Genomic DNA, 15,393 nt, shown 5'->3' with positions numbered 1-15,393 from the left:
AATCTTGACGCTAACCCCATGATCTGGTATTGTGAAACTGCACATTTGATATGATCTATGCTGTAGCACAAGGGCGAGAGCCTCATTGCTTGAAGTAACCGCGGTGCTCATTCTCAAGAACGAACGACCCTGATAGCGTCCTGTGCTGCAGCCACGAGAGGAGGACCCTCGATCGAAGCATCAAGGAGGAATGAGCGCATGAAGCGAATCGGAAGCAGGAAGCTATTGTGGGTAATTGTCCTGACGCTGCTCGTCTTCGTGGGAGGCGGGCTAGCCCTCGTACCCGTGCTCTTGGGGACACACACGGCGGCGGCGGCTCCCGTTGATCAGCTTGTTGGCTATGGAGCCGGCACCACTGGCGGCGCCGGCGGTAGCGTGACCACCGTCAGCACGCTGTCTGCTCTGCAGAACGCCGTCAAGGGTTCCTCGCCCAAGATCGTCTACGTCAGCGGCACGATCACGGGCGACACCGATGTCGATGTTGGTTCCAACACCAGCATCATTGGCGTGGGTTCCACGGCCTCGCTGGTTGGCATTAGCCTCTCGCTCAAGGATGTCAGCAACGTGATCATTCGCAACTTGAGCATCTCTTTTGTGCGCGCCGACGGCAACACCAGCGGGGATGCTATCCATATCGAGCACTCGCAACATGTCTGGGTAGATCACAATAACCTCTTCTCAGACATGAACCACGGTAAAGACTACTACGATGGCCTGATCGATATCACCCACGCTGCTGATTACATCACGGTCTCCTGGAACCGCCTGCACGACCACTACAAGGTCTCGCTGGTGGGCCACTCCGACTCGAATGCCTCGGAGGACACAGGCCATCTCCATGTGACCTATCATCACAACTGGTTCTATAGCGTCAATTCGCGCCTGCCCAGCCTGCGCTTTGGCACCGGCCACATCTACAACAACTACTACCAGAACGTAGATGATAGCGCCATCCATTCGCGCATGGGTGCCCAGGTGCTGGTTGAAAACAACGTCTTCCGCAATGTCAATGTCGCCCTGACGACGACCGGCGATAGTCCCGAAGATGGCTTCGCCAACGCGCGCGGCAACGACTATGGCGGCGCGACGGTTGATATCACCCAGGTCGGTACCTTTACCTCGGCCCCTTACAATTACACGCTTGATGCGACCAGCGACGTCATCAACGAGGTGACGACCTATTCTGGGGTGGGCATCGTGAGCGGCAACGGCTCCAGCGGCGGGGCGACGCCAACCCCGACGCCAACAGCGAACGCGACGCGCACTCCCACGCCAACGCCAACGGCGGCTGCCACAAGCACCCCGACACCAACCCCTACGGCTTCCGCTGGTACGGGCTGCCGGGTGAGCTATGCGGTGACGGCCCAGTGGCCGGGCGGCTTCACGGCCAGCCTGACGATCACGAATACAGGTTCGTCGGCCTGGAACGGGTGGCGTCTAACTTTCACCTTCCCGTCCGGGCAGACGGTGACCCAGGGGTGGAACGGAACTTTCAGCCAGTCGGGCAGCACGGTGACGGTGACCAACGCTTCCTATAATGGCAGCGTGGCACCCGGTGCGAGCGTCAACCCGGCGCCCGGCTTCAATGGTACCTGGACAACAGCCAATATGAACCCGACGTCCTTTAGCGTCAACGGCGTTAGCTGCAGCCTGGCCTAGCCAGAGAGGCCAGAGCGCTTAGCTGCCTCTGCCGGCCTGACTCCCGGATCAGGTCGCTGAGGCACGTGGCCTACCTGGTACCTGGTCTGCCTTCCTGCGGCATTGCTGCTGAACCGTCAGGCATCGTCAGCAGCAGTCAGCACAGGCCAGGATGGTCAGCCTTTCGCAGCTCGCAATCTGTCGCGGGATTGGTCACGCCGGCGGAGCTGGCCCCCGGGCCGGCGTGGACCGTGGGTCCGGTCTTTGTTTGTTTGATCATCGCTTGCTCCTACCTGGCGGCAGAAGACTCCTGCTCCTGACTCCCCGTCGCTTCCCCTCACTCCCCTTCTCTTGTCTTGGAAAGACATGAGAAATTTCTCATCAAGATCCAATGCAACTCTCATCGGGGCGTGGCATAGCTAAAGGTGAGCTAGCGAGAGAGTGCAGGAAGGTAAGGCACTGACAGGCGAGGGCGGTCGATACTTGACGGGCCAGCTCTGAGCGCCTTGGTGAGAGCCTTCTCATCTCTGTCCAATAGAAGCTCAAGAAAGACCTGATAAGCTAGGGATTGTCTAGTCAGTCTGATGCTCAGCTTTCGCGAGGCGCTCTACACACGAGAGGTGAAACCATGCACGATGAGACAAGAGAGCGAAATACTGCCGCGGGCCCTGGCAACGCCGGCGGCCCCTCTGGCAACTATGGGGCTTCTGGCTCCTACCGATCCTATGGAAGCTACAACGCTGCCTATCCCTTCCCTGCCTATGCGCGTGGGGAGCAGCCACCTTATACACCCTATGCCCCCTATGCCTATCCGCCCTACAGCTCTGGAGGCAACCAGCGAACAGGCTGGGAAACGGTTCCCATGCCGGCGGCAGACGGCCCCTGGCAGCGACCGTTCGCGGCCCAGAGTGGACCAGGGGCCGAAAAGCTTAAGCCGCGTTCGACCGGGTCTGCAGGCTCGACCGCCACACCAGCCGGCGCGGCAGGGCGCCCGAATCAGAAGAAGAAGCAGCCTGGCATGCCCAAGGAGCAGGCGCAGCGCCTGGCGCGTCGTCTGAAGCGCTGGGCGGTAGCGCTCGCTGTTGCAGGCTTTGGCACCTTCAGCGGCCTGGTCGCTTTCCAGCAGGCCAGTGCCAGCGCCACGACTGGCCAGAGCACCACTTCGACCTCGTCGTCGTCCTCTGGCTCGCACGTCAGCGCGCCTGCCAGCGGGAATAGCTCTTCTTCGTCGTCGTCCAGCTCCAATGGCAGCGGCGCTGGTGCCAGCTCGTCATCGTCGGGCGCGTCTTCATCATCTTCTAGCTCGACGGGCAGTAGCTCATCTCAAGAGAATAATGGCTTCTTCAACCAGCAAGGAGGAGATAACTTTGGTAACCAGCCAACTTTCGGAGGACAGGGGCACAGCAGCAGCGGCGTCTCCTGAGTACCTGACTCCGCCGGGAATGGTGCGCGGCAGCTTCCAGGCGATGGGGACAACCGTCAGCTACTTACTGCCCGCTGAGCACGGTGAGCGTGGTGGGGAGCTGATCACTGACCTCTTTAGCCGCTGGGAGGCGATCCTGAGCCGCTTCCGCCCCCAGAGCGAGCTGGCCCGTCTCAATCGCAGTGCCGGCCAGTGGGTGGAGGTGAGCGAGCTGCTCTATGTTGTGCTAACGCGCGCCTTAGAAGCTGCTGCCGCCAGTGCCGGCCTCTACGACCCGACGCTCTTACCCCAGCTCCAGCAGCTCGGCTACGATCGCAGCTTTGAACTCCTGGAGCAAGCGGGTAAAGCGGCCTGTTCTGGAAAAGACAGCCGTGCGCAGCAGCCGCCTGAGAGCGGGCATCTGCCCGGCGGAGCCTGGCGGCGCATCGAGGTTGATCCGGTGATGCGCCGCGTGCGCCTGCCAGTCGGGGTGCAACTCGACTTTGGTGGCATTGCCAAAGGCATGGCCGTCGATACCGCCCTGGGCGCCTTACGCCGAAGGGGCATAACGCCAGCTCTGGTCAATGCCGGTGGCGATCTGGCTGTGGCTGGCTTGCCGCCCGATGGCGAGCACTGGGCTATTGCTGTGCCTGGACGCCAGGGCGGCTGGACCATTCCCCTGCGTCGCGGCGCGATGGCAACCTCGGGCATCGCGCGCCGGCACTGGTGGCAGGCTGGCACTTTGCGCCATCACTTGCTTGACCCGCGTACCGGTCTGCCTGTGGCAAACGGCCTGTGGTCGGTGACCGTCGTTGCCGATCGCTGTGAGCAGGCCGAAGTCGCCGCCAAAGTAGCCTTTATTCTAGGTCCCGATGAGGGACCGGCCTTCTTACGTCGCTACGGCCTCGCTGGCCTCCTGGTCTACGAAGATGGCCGCTGGCAGAGCGTTGCCCCCTGGCCAACGCATCTGATGACCGCCTGGTGGGAGGAGAGAGCGAGCCAATCAATGCCAGAAGAAGGGCGGCCATCAAAAAGCTAAGTGGTGTCTGTATAAGATTGCTGTCGCTCAACCACTGAGTAACTGGTAAGTAAGTAAGAGAAAGAGCCTTTCCTCAAAGGAAGAGAGCGTCTATGGAAACGATCTGGCAAAGTGTGACCTGGAATGTAGCGCGGGCGGGGGGCTTGACGGCCTACCTCTTGCTGACTCTGGCGGTCTGCGCCGGGCTGGCGCTCTCGGCGCAACTGCAATCGCCGGCGCGCTGGCCGCGACTGATCAACAATGAACTCCACAACTTTCTGACATTGCTGGCAACCATCTTTGTCGGCCTCCACGTCCTGGCCGTGTGGATAGATCCCTTTACGCATTTCGGCTGGAACGAGGTCCTGATCCCTCTGGCCAGCCACTATCGACCCATCTGGATGGCGCTGGGCATCTGTGCGCTCTACCTGGGCATTGCCATTGGCATCAGCACCTTGCTGCGGCCCCATATCGGCTATCGCTGGTGGCGCCGACTGCACCTGCTCACGCTGGTGCTCTTCGGGCTGGCTACTCTGCACGGACTGGGCAGCGGAAGCGATACGCAAAGTTGGTGGGCGCTGGCCCTCTACGGTGGCAGCCTGTGGGCTGTGGGCTGGCTGCTCTGGCGACGGATCGCCTTCGCGCGTCGGGCCAGTCAAGAGCGCAAGCAAGTTCAGGCGCGTCTACAGGTCCAGGCACCTCCAGCCGAGACGGAGCACCCGGCGGCGAGAGCCATGCCTGTGCAATTCCCCGGGCCGGGAGCACTGGGGCCCCGCAGCGGCCTGTCGCTCCCCGCACAGAGCAGCGGACGATCCGGGCTGGCGCCTGCCTCGCGCTCATGGTCCAGCTCGCAGCCGTCCCCGTCCCCATCGCAGCCATTGCGCCGCTGAAAATCAGCCAACGCTGTGGAGCGAGCGGGCGAGCCTCTCCTATAACACTGACCAGGCTCAGGGGCCAGATCCTGCTATCGGCCCCTTCTCTGGCCCGGGCAAAGGCGGATGCAGGCCTGCGCCGCCCTTGTCTGGCCGGGTTCCTGCTCTCCCTATTCCTTATAAATAAGCTAAGAAAGAACAATGTTGACAGCGTCGCCACCCGCTGCTACACTCCCTGGTAAGGAGATCAGGCGCGAATCCTGTTGAGCCATGAGCCGAGCATCTTCCTCGGCGGGGGACGGAAGACGAGCCAGGCGATGCAGTCCGATCCGGCGAGAACCACCAGAGAGAGAGATGAACAGCGAGGCTTACGCCTGCTAGCCAGTCTCATGCTGCTGGTCATTCCTGTCAGCAGCGGCCTGATTCTCTTGTCAGCCTACCTCAGCCCACGTGTTCCCAGACTCGCCCTCGACAGCGCCCTGCAAGTCACTTGCTTTCTCGTCCTCGCGCTGTGCATTCAGCTTGTCGGGACCAGCGCCCCGCTTGGCTCCTATATTGTTGCCCTGCTCATCACGGTAGCCTTCTATCTGGCGGCTCTGCAGACTGCCCTTGTTGCCCAGGTCTGGCCTCTTTTTGGCTGTCCGCTGGCCTTTCTGCTGCTCAGCCGCTGGGCCTCGGCCACCAGGCCCCAGGCTGGTGGCGCGGGCAGCTTCAGGGCCTTATCCCTGGTGACCGTTCTCGTCATGGTTATGCTGGCTGACCTGCTAGCGCGCTGGTGGCAGCCCCCACTTGTGAGCCTCCTTCTCGGCATCCCGGCTATCCTGCTCATCTGGCGTCTCCCAAGCCTCGAAGATAACGGGCGCCTGGTCATCACGCGGGTCATCCTGCAGACCACGGCGCTGCTGGTGGCCCTCTCTCTCCTTGTGGGCCTTGGGCAGCTCATCGGCCTGCCACGTGGCCTGGTGGCCCTCTTCTGCGGCTATCTAAGTACCGTCGGTGGCCCCCCCACCCTCGACGTCCGTGACCGCCTTGGTCTCTGGCTCACCCTGGTCCTGCTGCTCCTTTTCTGCTCCTACTATCTTGCCAACACCAGCGTCCCCGACTCCCTTACCTGGACCCTGACCCTTGGCGGCCTGGCCTGCCTGCTTGGTGCCATCCTCACTATCTGGTTCCTGCCACAACGGCGCGGGCCAGCCGGACCATAATCCTCTCTAGCCAGTCGCGCTCCCTGTTCGCCATTGGACGGACCTTCATGGGAACTTTGGCCATCCGACCAGCGTCCTTCTTCTGGAAGGGTTCACTCAAGGCCAGCAATTACAGGCGGCTAAGGAAGGAGCAAGGCATGCCTGTCAACAGAGGAAGTGCTGCCAGGGCGCGCGGCCTCACCTGTATTCTGCTGGTGACCGGTCTGCTGCTCCTCAACGCTTGCGCTGGGAGCGGTGTTCCAGCAGGCAGTGAGCAAGGCTCAGGACACCTGGCGGTCTCATGGGCGAATTCCACCAGGATCTGGGCAGCCTGAAACGGGCCTCTGCCCTGGCGGTCGAGGGAACGGTGATCGCCATTGACGCGCGGAGCGTCGAAGATGACATCCCCTTCACCGACTTCCGTTTCCGAATCAGCCGCCTTCTCTACAATCCACAATACCTGCTGCAAGGAGATGGACAGGGGAGCGAACTGATCGATCATCCACCAGACCGGCGGCCTTCTCAATGGAGAACAAATGTCCGTCCAGGATGATCCGCTCTTCCAGATCGGCGACGAGGCCGTCCTCTTCCTGCGCCCATTTCGTCCCGGCCACTACCTGGTTGTCGGCGGCCCCAGCGGTCGCTTTCGTCTCCACAATGGCCTGATCACTCCCTTCACTGAACAGGGCGTCAAGCTGAGCTGGCCCCTGACCGAAGAAGAGTTCAGAGCCGCCCTTGACCGAGCCTGAGTGAGCAGCTATTGGTCTTGGATAGGATAGATGGAGAGAGCAGTCGCTGCCAGAGAACCAGCGAGAGCCAGCTAGTCCGGCGCTGAGGGCGAGGCCTCGGGAGAGCCGGAGGCTGGGACCAGAGCCGGTCTGGCCACACCCAGCCAGCGCGCCACCAGCGGGACCGTTGTCCCCTGCAGCAGCACTGAGGCCAACACGACAAAGAAGACCAGATCGAAAAGCAACTCCGCCCGCGGCAGCCCGGCTAGCAGAGGGAAGGTGGCCAGCACAATCGGCACCGCGCCGCGCAGGCCAACCCAGGCTACAAAGAGCTTCTCCCGCAGCGGCATACGCCGCAAAGGCAACAGTGCTAGCAAGACTGCTATCGGGCGCGCCACGAAAACGCTCACCAGCGTAATCAGTGCACCCGCAAGGGCCACTGCCGGTAAACGCGACGGGAAGACCAGCAGACCCAGGATGAGAAACATGGCGATCTGCATCAGCCAGGCCAGACTATCGTGAAAGCGCCCGATGCGCTCAATGCCCTCCACCTGGCTATTGCCCAGCAGCAGCCCCACCAAATAAACCGCCAGGAAGCCGCTGCCGCCTAGGAGAGCCGTAACCGCGTAGGTAAAGAGCGCCAGAGCAATCGTCAGCACCCGATAGAGACCCTCCACGTCCAGGTGCAGCCGCCCAATCAGCCAGATCGCCAGCCAGCCAAGCCCCAGTCCCAACACCAGGCCGATGCCCATTTGCTGGACAAAGAGCAGAAGGATGCTCAAGGGCGAAGTCGCTGGCTCGCTCAGCAGACGGATCAGGCCCAGTGTCAAAAAGACCGCCATAGGATCATTCGTGCCCGACTCCAGCTCTAACAGAGGGAGCAACTGGCCGCTCAGACGCAAATTGCGCGCGGCCAGCACACTGAAAACCGCAGCCGCGTCGGTGGCCGAGATCAAGGCACCTAGCAAGAGGCCTTCCAGAAGCGAGGCGTGGAGCAGCCAGACCGCAAAGAAGGCCACTACGACTGCGCTTAGCAGAACTCCGAGCGTCGAGAGCAGTAAAGCGCCGCCGAGAGCGGGACGCACCACCGACCAGCGCGTCTCCAATCCCCCGGCGAACAGAATGAGGATGAGGGCCACGATCCCCACCGACTGGGCGAGCTGGGCATCGTCAAAATAGATCCCACCGGGGCCATCCGAGCCGGCCAGCATCCCCAGGCCCAGAAAGAGTAGCAAGGCCGGAATTCCCAGCCTGCCAGCAATTTTCCAGGCCGCGATGCTCAGCAGCAGCAGTAATGAGGCAATGAGCAGCTCATTCTCAAAATGCATCGACTTCTCCCATAGCCATGCTGGCCATCCTGCCGCCTGGAGACAAGACGACCATGCTACCTGCCTATCTCTTTTTACTTTACGATAACAGCAGGCTCAACCCTGGCGCAAGGAGCGGGCGGAAAGCAAAGGCCTTACTACTGCGGGCGCTGGCCATAGACGACGTAGAAATTGCAATAGGTGCGATACTGTTCGCACTCGTGCAGCCAGGCAGTCGCGAGCTGCAGATACTCCTCGGTGCTCACGCCCGTGGCAGCCGACACCAGAGGAGCGATCGTCTGATTACCGGCGGCGAAATCCGTGCGGGCCATATTGCCCAAACGACCGCCCCAATCGCCGATAGGGATAGAGATCACCTGCGCCGTCACATGCAACAGACCGGCCTCGCGCAGCATAGGCTCCAGGCGAACTGCCATCTTCAGATCGATGCCGCGGCTCTGGCAGGCAGCAGCAATGAGCTGCAGCATGCGAGTTGTCGCCGGGCCACTGCGCTGAAAGAGCGGATCAACCTCGACCAACTCCAGCCAGCCGCCCGGGCGCGTCACGCGCACCAGGTCCTGAATCACCAGCGGCCAGCGATCCGCTGGCAGAGCGAAGACAAGCAAGCGCTGATGAACGAAATCGAAGCTCCCGGCGGCGAAGGGAAGGCCATCGAGCAGGTTACCCTGGCGAAAGGTGCAGTTGGGAGGAAACGAAGGTGAGGCAGGTGGCAGATTCAGATCGAAACCGATCAAGTGAGCTTCAGGAAAGAGCTGGGCCATCTCTGCCAGCCAGCGCCCGGTACCGCAGCCCACATCAAGGATGCGTTTCGGTTCTACAATGGGGGCCAGATAATTGCTGCGCAGGGCGTAGCGCAGCATATAATGCTGAAAATCCAGGCGGTTGATCTCGCGGTCATCCTTGGGCAGCATATAAGGAACGGGCACATCGTCCCCGGCAAGACTGACCGACCGGTTAGCATAGTCGTAGACCTTGGGAGTGGAAAGGCGAGCTTGAGTAGATTTGCGGCGGAACCACCTCAGCATGTCCTATCTCAACATCCTCTTCTGAATGATTAGAGTTTTTCTCAAACGAGCAGGTGATAGGGATGGCTGACTCACACGAGCCATTCGCGCATCACTCTCCTACGGGGAGCATTATATGGACATATAGGCCAGCTGTCAAAACGAGCTAGCCAGGGAAGGGGCGCAAGATAGCAGAGGTCAGGCAGGCTTGGGAAAAGACCTGAGCAGAAAATACGGGAAAAGCCTCATGACAGGTGGCACATCCCAGGCTATAGTCAAAGAAGCGGCAGTTGAGGCAGCGGATAGCAGGGCAGCTCGCCGCGGCGGGCGCTCCCTGCATTGCCTGCTAGTCGTTGCCTTGCTGCTGTAGGCCCATAGAGGAGGCCAAAACATGCGAATCCGCTGAGATGGTGGAGGAAAGAAGGAGGAAATGGTCGAGATTCTAGAGCCAGAGATGATCACCGTAGTGTTATACGTGCCAAGCCTGCGTTGTGGGGGCTGCCTGAAGCGAGTTGTAGGGGCGCTCCAAACCTTGCCTGGCCTGGAAATAGTCTCCACTGCTCTGCCGTCGAAGACTGTGACCCTGCGTTACGCGCGGGGCTGCTGCCGGCCCGAGCAAATTGCCGCTGTTGTGCGCGCTTGCGGCCATCTGCCGGCTGAGCTAAAGGAAAGCGCTGACCATCTAGAAGAGGAGCAGAGGCAGGGTGCTGCCGAGGGGAGCGCCAGCGCCTGGCTGAGTGACTGAGGCAACTGTGGGATAGGAAGACAGAGGCATGGAGACCAGGGAGCGGGCGAGTGCGGCAGCCGGTACTGACTGGACGGACCGAGCCGAAGCGGGAGCCGTTTGGCTGGCTGCCGCACTCACCTCAACACAAGACCGGTGGCGGGAGCTGTCCGCGCCAGTTCTGGCTTAGCGCAGCGGGGACTGCCAGACGAAGGAGCCGCGCGGAGCTAAGGGACCATTGTAGGACCAGGATGCTGGTGGCTGCATGGGCCTCGGCTCGGCGGCGCGCAGGAGTCTAGCCTCAGCGGGAACAAAGTCCACGCGCAGCTGTGGGCTGCTCTCATGCTGCTGGTAAGCCAGAGGCACGGCGTAGACGGCCCGCCGGCCTGGCCTGTGGGCCTGCTCGCAGACCTCAGCCGGGAGGGCTTCTATGTGCTCTTCAATCTCCTCTAGCAGCTGCAGAACGGTGGCCGGATTGGCGGATACATCGGTCAGGATCACTTCCTGCCAGGCCCTGGGGTCAGTTGCCTGCCCCTCGGGAGCCAGGGCCAGGCAGAGCAGCAACATCTCACGTCCGAGCAGAGAGATCTTGGCGAAATGGCCCTCGGCCAGTCGGTAGAGGCTCAGGCGCCAGCGCGGCGCCCGGCTGGCCCCTGGACACTCGCAGGGGTTGCAGTCGCAGGGGTTACAAGGGCAGCTACAGTCACGGGCGCCGGCCTGGTTTCCCCTCAGCAGATAAGACACTGATAGGCGGGTTTGCACGGTCTGCATATAGCTCTCGCACTCCTCTCCGGGGAAAGGCGACAGACAAGACAAGTACGACAGCAGCAGTTGATTGCCTGGTTGTTCAGGAGGAGTAAGTGTCGGCGCAGGGCGGAAGCTCACCTCGTCGCCGTCAGCAGTAGCTGGCTGCCGAGGCGGGGTGCGTATTCTCTTACCAGCCGGCTGCCGCTCGCTCTGCGTGTGGCGGGCTACTTGCCCCTCTCGCCTCCTTAAGCACCACCAAAGCAACCAAGCGATAATAAGTTCCTCTATAAAGAGTATACGCTATAGATGCGCAGAAAATCCACCCGTATCTTTCCTGAGCTACTGCCGGAGAGCACCCTAGGGAGAAGAGAGGGGGAGGGTCTGAGCGTCAGGCCGTCCCGGCTTACATTGCCTGCTTTCCTATCCTATCTCTCTCAATTAAAAGGAAAGTCGATCAAACTTGACAAGCAAAGCTATTCCTGTTATACTCTCAGTCAGCAGGAGCTTTTTAAGGGAGAGTGAGCATAACCGGAGGCATGGACACGGCTCTGCGCCTGTAGTAGCTTTCGCCATGCGAACTGCGTTGAGGCTGCCGGCGCCAGGCTGGACGACGTTGTTAGCAAAGGTTCTTTATTTTTTTTCGGTGAATGCTCGTTCTTTCTGAAACCTGGCTGGCCCCTTGCCCCAATCAGTCCCCCTCTCAGTACTCTTTCTCTCTTCGTCTCCTGCTCGCGAGCGAAGTCAACAGGAAGGAGCAACTACTGACGGTTTGCCTGCCTCTTGAAAAGAGAGGACCCCTGGTGACCAGCCTGGCCCAGGTGCAGGCAGAGAGCTTGCAACGCGCTGCTTTTCCCCCTTACTTCCCGCTGCGTTAGCCTGTTTTGGTCCGCACCTCTGTTGAAGTCTGGACCAGGGGATCAGGGGGAGGCCACCAAGCCGGAGGAGTTGCCTGCCCGCGTAGAAGGTGCAACAAAGGAGAAGGCGATGTTCTCTCAGAAGCGTTGCGACCCGCCAGGGAGAACACCGCCTGCGGAGGAGCCTCCGCATGGCTTCATTATACCACTGTGGAGGCTTCTCCTGTCTTCGGTAAGAACTACAGGGTAGTTCTTTTTGCGCTGCTGAGGGATCGATAGCAGTGCCTGTCTGTCTGGTCTCTGCCCCTTTCGTTCGGAGGCCGGCGCAGAGGACCCAAAGAAGGAGAGAGCCTGTGAAGCAATCACGGTCTGCAGGGGGCCTAACTGCACGGAGACAGCTTCGCCTTCGCCAGCTTGTCTATACGCTCATGCTTCTGATTATTCTGCTCAGCCAGATACTTGTTGACTGGAGTGCTGTCCCGCTGGTCCATGCCGCTCTCAGTCTGCCGCATGGGGCGCCCTCTCGTCCTAATCGGGTGAATCCGGGCAGTGGGGCCGCCTCCCATCCGCGCGTCGTCACGCCGGCCCCACCCGGCAACGCGCCGGTCGGGACGCCGCAGCAGCAATACCCTCGACGGCGCCTGGGTTACCTACGCCTACGACAGCACCGCCAAACATGGGAGTAGGCCGCGTGACCGGCAAACTGTTCAGCGGTCCGGCCAACCTCAGTAGCTCCTACAGCTACACCTATGATGCTCTTGGGCGGCAGATTGCTGAGACGGTCACTGTCAACGGCACCAGCTACACGGTGCAGGCCAGCATCGTCGTAGCTGGCCTGCTCACCAGCCAGGCCTATCCCGATGGGGAAGTGGTCACACCGGGCTATGACGCTAACGGCTGGCTGATCGGCCTGAGCACCATCCAAAACAATACCACCACGGTGCTGGCTTCGGCCATCCAGTACCAGGGGAACGCTGGCGCAGCGGGGAAAGCCACGTCCATGCTCCTGGGGAACAGCCGCTACAGCTTTGCGCGCAGTTTTGACGCGGGGCTGCGGGTGACCAATCTGGTCTACAAGAACCAGAGCAGTGGGGCGGTCCTCTACCAGGAGCAGCCGCAGTACGACGCGGCCAACAACGTGGTGGCGACCACTACGACCCTGCCGACGGGAGATACGGACGTACAGGTTTTCTGCTGCGATGCCCTTAGCCGGTTGACATGGGCGGGGGCGAGAGGAGCGCTGCCTTGTGGTAGTACGCTGAACCCGGGGACGCTGACGGCGGCGCAGTACCAGCAGGGCTACAGCTACGATGCGGAGGGGCGCCTGACAACGGGGCCGGCGGGCAGCTTCACCTATGGAGATAGCGCGCACCCGCATGCGGTCACGAGCGCAAGCAGTGGCTTCAGTGCCAGTTATGATGCGGCGGGGAACATGATCTGTCGGGCCCCTAACAGCTCGGTGACCTGCAGCGGCAGCTCTCCCACTGGGCAGCAGATGAGCTATGACGCAGAGGGAAGGCTGGTGCACTGGTTGTATGCTTACTTGCTAGGCACATACCCGGTCCTGGGGTGTCCAGTTGACAGAGAGCCCGGTGCCAAGCAAGGTTGGGAAGCGGCTCCGGCTCAGGAGGGCTGGAGGATAGGAAAGGAGAAGACTGGCTGCGATGAACGGCGAGACGGAACCTGCTCAGAAAGAGGAACTGTCTCTATCCTATGGGCGCTGGCTCTACATGGACAGCGCCTTGCTCATAGGGGCTCAGCTCGTGGCTGCTATCTACCGGGTGTTCTGGGTAGTGTTTGGAGCATTGGTGCTGCAATTGCTACTTTTGCAGCACTGCGAGCGCCTCGGTCAGAGAGCAGAGTCGCAGGGACAGGCAAGGCTGGCAATGTGGCGGGAGCAGCTGGGTCCGATGATCGGGGTCATGGTGGTGGAGATGGCCATAGGGGGGCTGGTTGCGTTGTCCCCAGGGACATGGTCCATAGGGGCGTCCTTCTGGGTGCTCCTGTGGCTGTGGCCGTTACCGCTCTCCTTCTTCCTGGTGGAGGGGGTCGAGGCCCTGGCCCTGGGGGGGGTGGTCAGTCTAGGGTGGACAAGCCTGGCGCTCATGGGGGTGGCCTCCTGGCAACCCCTGTTGCCGCTCTGCTTTCTGGCGGAGGGAGTGGTGGCCTTGGTAGCCTGGGGACTGGCGAGAGTGCTGATGGCCTGGCTGTATGAGGTGGCGCCAGACGAGGGAGGGGGGCCGGTGCAGAGGGGCGATGGGGGAGATGGGGAGGCAGAGGCAGAGCGGCTGGTGCTGGTTGGAGGTCCGTGTCTTGTGTGGTTGCTGGGAGCGTTGCTGTGGGGAGACTGGCCACCTGCCGGGCCACATCTGCCCCGCTGGCTATGGGTGGGAGAGCTGGCGCCAGTGGGAGCCTTTGTGATAGGGCTGCTGGTGCTGGAGCTGCGCGTGGGCTGGCGGCTGGTGCCGGAGCTGGTCCGCCTGAGCAGGTGGGTATTGCCGCGCTGGTGGCGTTGGTGGCGAGCCACAAGAGGGGGAGCCAGGGGTGTTGGCTCGCTGTTGCTCTGGTTGCTGGCGGTCGTCGTGGGGGTGGGTGGCTCGCTGTGGCTGGAGCAGGAGCTGCTCTGGCGACTGAGTCTGGGCGTGCTGCTGGTGGGGCTGGGAGCGCTGGGGGCCCGTTTGCTGGTCTGGTTCTCGTGTGATGAGCGCCGCGCGCGTTTGTGGGGATCTCTGTCGCGAGTGTGGATCTGGGTGATGGTGCTGGGAAGTGGAGGGTTCTTCGCGCTGGCGATGATACAGATCTGGTTCGATCTCTGGCCTGCCGGCGTGGGGCTGGCGCTGCCTGGGGGTGGCTGGCAGGTCGTAATGAGCGTGCTGCTGCTGCGGCTGGCCTTCTGGTGTCTTCTAGGCGCAAGTGGCAGATCTGGGGGCTGGTCTGGTGCAGGCGTCAGGAAGGAGAGCCTAGCTTGATGGTGAGAGAGGGCAGTACTGGGGTGAGGCGTCCAGTCCGTCTTGGGGAGGTCCCTCTGCTCTGGGCTACGTATTCGCTCGCGAGGAGCGCTTGCCTTTCTGGTGCGTCCAGCCTGTTTCTGGTGAGGCTGTGAGGCAGGGGCTTGGGGCACGATGGTGCTGGCCTGCTGACTGCCAGGGAAACGGGCATTGGCTCTGATCTGCTGGCAGAGGTGAGAGGCCGGTCTGCGGAGCGGGGGGATATGAGAAGCGCAAGGAGTGGCAAGAGATGCCTGAAAATATAGATATCGTTCTGAAGGATCAGCAGTTGCTAGAGCGTCTGGAGCTAGCGCCAGTGATCGATGTGGATCGAGCAGAAACCTGGTAGCTGTCTCTCTTTCTTTTGGCTAGCTGTCGGAGCAGAGAATGAAGAATCATCAATTTGTGATAGACCAGGATTACTTTCAACTGGGAGTGACAGCGCTGTTAGAGCTGATTGTATCGGTCTGCAGGGAAGATTGCGCAAGCAAGGGGTGCGTATCGAGTGGCGGAAAAAGAGAGATAATCAGCAGGCGAGGGGAAGCCAGGCGTCGACTCGGTAGGCATAGGCAGCCGCTAGCGTCTGTGCCTGAGATGCCGCTGATTTTGAGGCTAGGATCAAGCTGAGCGGAGGTTTGACCGGGGCAGAATCTGCTTCACTATAAGCTGTGTCGTTGAGCAGTGTGAGGAAGACCGATAGAGAAGATAAGGGGTGCAACCGCTCTCACGTTGGATTAGAGGAAAGTGACCCGAGGCGAGGAGTGCCTTGTGAGCGATATCTAGGTCAAAATACTTCAATGGATTAGTGAGAGGCATCTTCTTATGCTGAGGACGTTGGGTTCTAGATGGCTGGAATGTCAGAGAGGGCTGAACATTTATCGTAAAACAATCCGGCAAGAGAACAATG

At 61.1% G+C, this 15,393-nt stretch carries 16 protein-coding genes; 11 read left to right on the top strand and 5 right to left on the bottom strand.

The genetic code is table 11. The features are described 5' to 3' along the window. The first annotated feature begins 198 nt into the window (after nt 1-198). Nucleotides 199-1,659 (top strand): pectate lyase family protein, encoded by a 1,461-nt coding sequence (locus AC6H1L_RS06115; protein WP_497600646.1) that lies wholly within the window; start codon nt 199-201, stop codon nt 1,657-1,659. Nucleotides 1,660-1,795: 136 nt separating this feature from the next. On the opposite strand, the gene AC6H1L_RS06110 is transcribed toward AC6H1L_RS06115, so the two are convergent. Continuing rightward, the gene (locus AC6H1L_RS06110) at nt 1,796-1,918 is read right to left on the bottom strand and encodes a hypothetical protein (RefSeq protein ID WP_497600645.1); all 123 of its coding nucleotides are present in this window, start codon (nt 1,916-1,918) and stop codon (nt 1,796-1,798) included. 348 nt (nt 1,919-2,266) lie between these two features. On the opposite strand from AC6H1L_RS06110, the gene AC6H1L_RS06105 reads away from it, so the two are divergent. The 6 genes from AC6H1L_RS06105 to AC6H1L_RS06080 all read left to right on the top strand — a co-directional run bounded on the left by AC6H1L_RS06105 (nt 2,267) and on the right by AC6H1L_RS06080 (nt 6,863). Then, nucleotides 2,267-3,061, top strand: a complete 795-nt coding sequence (locus tag AC6H1L_RS06105) for a hypothetical protein (RefSeq protein ID WP_497600644.1) — start codon at nt 2,267-2,269, stop codon at nt 3,059-3,061. Nucleotides 3,062-3,080: 19 nt separating this feature from the next. After that, nucleotides 3,081-4,079 (top strand): FAD:protein FMN transferase, encoded by a 999-nt coding sequence (locus tag AC6H1L_RS06100; RefSeq protein ID WP_497600643.1) that lies wholly within the window; start codon nt 3,081-3,083, stop codon nt 4,077-4,079. Nucleotides 4,080-4,171: 92 nt separating this feature from the next. Next, the gene (locus AC6H1L_RS06095; protein WP_497600642.1) at nt 4,172-4,948 is read left to right on the top strand and encodes a ferric reductase-like transmembrane domain-containing protein; all 777 of its coding nucleotides are present in this window, start codon (nt 4,172-4,174) and stop codon (nt 4,946-4,948) included. Between the two features lie 371 nt (nt 4,949-5,319). After that, the gene (locus tag AC6H1L_RS06090) at nt 5,320-6,135 is read left to right on the top strand and encodes a hypothetical protein (RefSeq protein ID WP_497600641.1); all 816 of its coding nucleotides are present in this window, start codon (nt 5,320-5,322) and stop codon (nt 6,133-6,135) included. A 280-nt stretch (nt 6,136-6,415) separates the two neighbouring features. Continuing rightward, nucleotides 6,416-6,667: a hypothetical protein gene (locus tag AC6H1L_RS06085; protein ID WP_497600640.1), complete on the top strand. Its 252-nt coding sequence runs from the start codon at nt 6,416-6,418 to the stop codon at nt 6,665-6,667. Then, nucleotides 6,651-6,863 (top strand): hypothetical protein, encoded by a 213-nt coding sequence (locus AC6H1L_RS06080; RefSeq protein ID WP_497600639.1) that lies wholly within the window; start codon nt 6,651-6,653, stop codon nt 6,861-6,863. The genes AC6H1L_RS06085 and AC6H1L_RS06080 overlap by 17 nt, the downstream gene beginning before the upstream one ends. A gap of 71 nt (nt 6,864-6,934) precedes the next feature. On the opposite strand, the gene AC6H1L_RS06075 is transcribed toward AC6H1L_RS06080, so the two are convergent. Both AC6H1L_RS06075 and AC6H1L_RS06070 read right to left on the bottom strand, forming a co-directional pair. Then, entirely contained in the window at nt 6,935-8,170 is a 1,236-nt protein-coding gene (locus AC6H1L_RS06075; protein WP_497600638.1) for a potassium/proton antiporter, read from the bottom strand. A 137-nt stretch (nt 8,171-8,307) separates the two neighbouring features. Continuing rightward, complete coding sequence (locus tag AC6H1L_RS06070) at nt 8,308-9,195, bottom strand: class I SAM-dependent methyltransferase (protein WP_497600637.1); 888 nt, start codon at nt 9,193-9,195, stop codon at nt 8,308-8,310. Nucleotides 9,196-9,421: 226 nt separating this feature from the next. Here AC6H1L_RS06070 and AC6H1L_RS06065 point away from each other — a divergent pair, with 226 nt between their 5' ends. After that, on the top strand, nt 9,422-9,544 hold the full coding sequence (locus tag AC6H1L_RS06065; protein WP_497600636.1) for a hypothetical protein: 123 nt from the start codon (nt 9,422-9,424) through the stop codon (nt 9,542-9,544). 60 nt (nt 9,545-9,604) lie between these two features. Next, complete coding sequence (locus AC6H1L_RS06060) at nt 9,605-9,919, top strand: heavy-metal-associated domain-containing protein (protein ID WP_497600635.1); 315 nt, start codon at nt 9,605-9,607, stop codon at nt 9,917-9,919. Between the two features lie 165 nt (nt 9,920-10,084). Here the strand turns inward: AC6H1L_RS06060 and AC6H1L_RS06055 are convergent, their stop codons facing one another. Further along, nucleotides 10,085-10,669 carry a hypothetical protein gene (locus AC6H1L_RS06055; protein WP_497600634.1) on the bottom strand — a complete coding sequence of 195 codons (585 nt, stop codon included), beginning with the start codon at nt 10,667-10,669 and terminating at the stop codon, nt 10,085-10,087. Between the two features lie 1,183 nt (nt 10,670-11,852). Here AC6H1L_RS06055 and AC6H1L_RS06050 point away from each other — a divergent pair. Further along, nucleotides 11,853-12,185 (top strand): hypothetical protein, encoded by a 333-nt coding sequence (locus AC6H1L_RS06050; protein WP_497600633.1) that lies wholly within the window; start codon nt 11,853-11,855, stop codon nt 12,183-12,185. Here AC6H1L_RS06050 and AC6H1L_RS06045 read toward each other — a convergent pair. Further along, nucleotides 12,146-12,877: a hypothetical protein gene (locus AC6H1L_RS06045; RefSeq protein ID WP_497600632.1), complete on the bottom strand. Its 732-nt coding sequence runs from the start codon at nt 12,875-12,877 to the stop codon at nt 12,146-12,148. The genes AC6H1L_RS06050 and AC6H1L_RS06045 overlap by 40 nt on opposite strands. A 286-nt stretch (nt 12,878-13,163) precedes the next feature. On the opposite strand from AC6H1L_RS06045, the gene AC6H1L_RS06040 reads away from it, so the two are divergent. Then, nucleotides 13,164-14,468 (top strand): hypothetical protein, encoded by a 1,305-nt coding sequence (locus AC6H1L_RS06040; RefSeq protein WP_497600631.1) that lies wholly within the window; start codon nt 13,164-13,166, stop codon nt 14,466-14,468. Nucleotides 14,469-15,393 lie beyond the last annotated feature (925 nt).

Source organism: Thermogemmatispora argillosa (assembly GCF_059696725.1).
This window is presented reverse-complemented; position numbering and strand designations above follow the sequence as displayed.